Annotated in this window: 4 protein-coding genes; all 4 read right to left on the bottom strand. The window is 72.8% G+C overall.

Annotated elements, in window-relative coordinates:
• The coding region (locus AOK01_RS32345) for a response regulator (RefSeq protein ID WP_055517973.1) at positions 1-629 on the bottom strand (629 nt) is incomplete at its 3' end.
• A gap of 25 nt (positions 630-654) precedes the next feature.
• Complete coding sequence (locus AOK01_RS32340) at positions 655-1911, bottom strand: sensor histidine kinase (RefSeq protein WP_055517971.1); 1257 nt, start codon at positions 1909-1911, stop codon at positions 655-657.
• Positions 1912-1987: 76 nt separating this feature from the next.
• On the bottom strand, positions 1988-2716 hold the full coding sequence (locus tag AOK01_RS32335) for an alpha/beta hydrolase (protein ID WP_157871571.1): 729 nt from the start codon (positions 2714-2716) through the stop codon (positions 1988-1990).
• A 14-nt stretch (positions 2717-2730) separates the two neighbouring features.
• Positions 2731-4033 (bottom strand): NAD(P)/FAD-dependent oxidoreductase (locus AOK01_RS32330; RefSeq protein WP_055517967.1); only part of this gene is annotated, 1303 nt, incomplete at its 5' end.

Below are 4033 nucleotides of genomic sequence, written 5' to 3'. Positions count from 1 at the left end.
GCTTGGGCGCGGTCGCGCAGGTCGAGCTTCGTGAGGACACGGCTCACGTGTGTCTTCACCGTCTGCTCGGCCAGCACCAGCGTCTGGGCGATCTCCGTGTTGGACTGGCCGCGGGCCACCAGCGTCAGGACCTCGGTCTCGCGTTCGGTGAGGGCCTTGAGCCGCAGCGCGGGCTTGCCTCGGCCGGTGGGACGCTGCCGGGCGAAGTCCGCGATGAGGCGGCGCGTCACGGAGGGCGCGAGCAGCGCGTCGCCCGCGGCCACGACACGCACCGCCGCGATGAGGTCGGCCGGCGTCGCGTCCTTCAGCAGGAAGCCGCTCGCGCCCGCCCGCAGCGCCTCGTAGACGTAGTCGTCGATGTCGAACGTGGTGAGCATCAGGACACGCGGCCGGTGTGTCACGCCCGGCGGGGGCGCGAGGAGGCGGCGCGCGGCCTCCAGGCCGTCCATCTCGGGCATACGGACGTCCATCAGCACGACGTCGGGATGCGTGCGCCGGCTCAGCTCGACGCCCTGCGCACCGTCGGGGGCCTCGCCCACCACGTCGATGTCGCTCTGGGCGGCCAGCAGCGCGGCGAAACCGGCCCGCACCATGGCCTGGTCGTCGACGATGATGACGCGCGTCGTCACGTGAAGTCTCTTCCTGTCAAGGGTGTCAAAAGGGCGTCAAGGGGAGTTGGGCGGCCACCCGGAAGCCGCCGGCCGGCAGCGGCCCCGTGTCGAGGGTGCCGCCGACGAGCCGTACCCGCTCGCGCATGCCGACGAGTCCGTGCCCGGTGCCGCCCACTTCGAGCGGCCCGGTGGGCGGTTCGGGCGGCGGCTCGTTGACGACGAGGACGGTGAGCAGCTCCCCGTTCTCCGACACGGACACCGACACCCGCGTCGGCGCACCCGGCGCATGCCGTACGACGTTGGCGAGAGCCTCCTGGACGATGCGGTACGCGGTGAGGCCCACCGTCTCGGAGATCTCTGGGATCTTGGAGGCCTTGGACACGTCGGCGTCGTAGGGGGTGTACTTCACCGGCACGCCCGCCCTGGCCATCGCCTCCACCAGTTGCCCGATCCGGCTCAGGCCCGGCTGGGGCGCGAGTTCGCCGTACGCCTCGCCGTGCGCCTCCCCGTTCCGCAGCACGCCGAGGAGCCGCCGCATCTCGCCGAGCGACTCGCGCGAGGTCGCCGCGATGGACGTGAACTCCTCCTGCACGTTCGGCGGCACCCCTTCCAGGCGGTACGCCGCGGTGTCCGCCTGCACCGTGATGACGGACATGTGGTGCGCCACCACGTCGTGCAGCTCGCGCGCGATGCGGGCGCGTTCCTCCAGCAGCGTGCGCCGCTCACGCTCGGCCTCGCTGATCGTCTCCTGCTCGGCCAGCCTGCGCTGCACCTCGTTCCGCTCGCGGAGCGCACCGGCGAGTACGAGCGTGACGCCGCTGAGTACGGTGAGCAGCACGCTGTTGCCGCTCGTGCCGTCGGGCACGACGAACGCCAGGCCGACGCCCGCGCCCGCCGTCGCCAGCCACACCAGCAGCAGCGTCCGGCGCGACTCGCGCAGGCCGAGGGCGAGACAGAGCCCCACGTACCCGACGATCTCCATGGGCGGGAACGGCCACAGGAGCCGGTCGTCGAAGTCGACGGTGAGCAGGGCCAGCGCCCCGGCCACGTCCGCGACGAAGACCACGTACCAGGCCCGCAGCGGATTGACGACGGCGAGCAGCAGCGGCGCCGCCTGCGCGACGGCCAACCCGCTCGCCATGCCGGGGTTCAGGCCGTAGTCGGCGGTCAGCACCGTGATGGTGGTGGGCAGCAGGGCGGCGAACAGCACGAACGCCAGGCCCCACGGCAGCAGCCGCACCCACCGACGCGGGGACCCCGCGAGCAGCGCGCGCGGGCGTTCCTCCTGCTCTGGGGTCATGGGCCTCAGCCTACGTGCGACGGGACGGCGCAAGGCCAGTCCCAGTCCCAGGTCCAGTCCCAGGTTCAGGTCCAGGTCACTTGGTGGCCTGGGACTCCGGCACGGGCAGGCCCGCCGCCCGGGCGATGACACGGGCCGTGCGCAGGCCCTCCCGGTGGGCCGAGCCGGAGTGGGCGGGGCGGCAGCGGCCCAGTTCGGGGGCGTACTCGGCCATGACCGCGCCCGCGTGGTCCGTGGTGAGTTCGGTGAGCGGTGCCGTGCGCCCGCAGGCGGCCAGGGCGCGCTGGAACTTGTGGGCGTTGGCGAAGTCGCACACGCTGTCGGCCGTGCCGTGCACCAGGTGGATGGGCAGGGGCGGCGCGGCGGCGGCGACGGCCATGGGGGACGGCAGGCCGAGCAGTGGCTCTGGCTGGTTGTAGCGGGCGGAGATGCCGACCACCGCGGCCGGGCGCCAGCCCTCCGGCGGGTCGGGGCGCAGCGCCGTGGCCATCGCGGCCCGGCCGCCCAGGGACCAGCCGACGAGCACGACCTGTGCCGGATCCCGTACGAAGTCCCAGGTGAAGCGGAGGGACGCGGCGAGCTGGGGACGGCCGCCGTCGGGGGCGTCCGGGTGCCAGTCGGGGACGACGACGGTGGCGCCCAGGCGGGCGACCTCCGCCGCCAGCGCGCCCAGGACGTCCCGCTCGGCGGGCCCGCGGCCGTGCCAGAGCAGGACCGTCGGGGCGTCCGCGGCGGCGGCGCGGTGGATGTCGAGGAGCTGGCCGTCGGACGAGTAACGGACGGTGTCCATGACTGCGGTGCTCATGGGGTTCCCCTGTCTCAGCGGCCCGCGACCCGGTCGGCGATGCGCGCGATCCGGGACGACTGTGCGGTGTGGGTGGTGAGTTCGCGGCGGTCGGCGGCTCGATACGTCGCGTACATGCCGTGTACCCCGAGCCAGCGGAAAGGTTCGGGTTCCCACTTGCGGACCTTGTGTTCGACCCACGGGAGTGTGGTGAGATCGGTCGCGCCCGACTGACCCGAGTCCCGCTGTACGAGGTCCCGGAGGGTACGGGCGGCGAGGTTGGCCGTGGCGACACCGGAGCCGACGTAGCCGCCGGCCCAGCCGAGCCCTGTGGAGCGGTCGAGGGCGACCGTGGCGCACCAGTCGCGTGGTACGCCGAGGACGCCCGACCAGGCGTGGGCGACGGCCACGTCCGAGAGTTGCGGGAAGAGGCGGAGCAGGATCTGCCGGAGTGCCTTGACCGTTGACGGCCGCGTACGGCCGTCGTTGTCCGTGCGTGAGCCGAAGCGGTATGGGACGCCGCGGCCACCGAGCGCGATGCGGTCGTCGGCGGTGCGCTGGGCGTACATGTAGGCGTGGGCCATGTCGCCGAGCGTTTCGCGGCCCTCCCAGCCGATGGACTCCCACTGGGCGGGGGTCAGGGGCTCGGTGGCGATCATCGAGGAGTTCATGGGGAGCCAGGTGCGTCTGTGGCCCTTCAGGGAGGCCGTGAAACCCTCCGTGCAGCGCAGTACGTAGGGGGCGCGGACCGTGCCGTGCGGGGTGACGGCGTGCTTGGGTCTGATCTCGGTGACGGGCGTCGACTCGTGGATCGTGACGCCGAGCGCCTCGACGGCCGCCGCGAGGCCCTTGAGCAGCTTCATCGGGTGCAGGCGGGCGCCGTGCGGGGTCCAGGTGGAGCCGACGGCGTCCGAGACCCGGATGCGGTCGGCGGTCTCGCGGGGCCCGTAGAGCTCGCGGTCCTTCTCGCCGTACGAGAGTTCCGTCTCGTGGAAGGTCTTCAGGCGGGCCAGTTGGGCCGGGGTGTACGCGACTTCGAGCACGCCGCCCCGGTGGATGTCCGCGTCGATGTCTTCTTCGGCGGCGACCGTGATGACCTCGGTGACCGTGGCGTTCATGGCCTCCTGGAGGCGTACGGCGGCGTCATGGCCGTGCAGGAGGGCGTAGCGGTCGCGGCCCGCGATGCCGTTGTAGAGCCAGCCGCCGTTGCGGCCGGAGGCGCCGTATCCGCAGAACTTCTGCTCCAGGACGGTGATGCGGAGGAAGGGGGCGGCCTTCTTCAGGTAGTACGCGGTCCACAGCCCGGTGTAGCCCCCGCCGACGATCACCACGTCGGCG

It is taken from the genome of Streptomyces aurantiacus, assembly GCF_001418335.1.
Lineage (GTDB): Bacteria > Actinomycetota > Actinomycetes > Streptomycetales > Streptomycetaceae > Streptomyces > Streptomyces aurantiacus.
The sequence above is the reverse complement of the archived record's forward strand: the minus strand, read 5'-3'. Positions and strand labels throughout refer to the sequence as shown.

Excerpts from the sequence above, each read along its gene's own strand:
- AOK01_RS32340 (WP_055517971.1), bottom strand. The coding sequence starts at position 1,911 with ATGACCCCAGAGCAGGAGGAACGCCCGCGCGCGCTGCTCGCGGGGTCC.
- AOK01_RS32335 (WP_157871571.1), bottom strand. The coding sequence starts at position 2,716 with ATGAGCACCGCAGTCATGGACACCGTCCGTTACTCGTCCGACGGCCAG.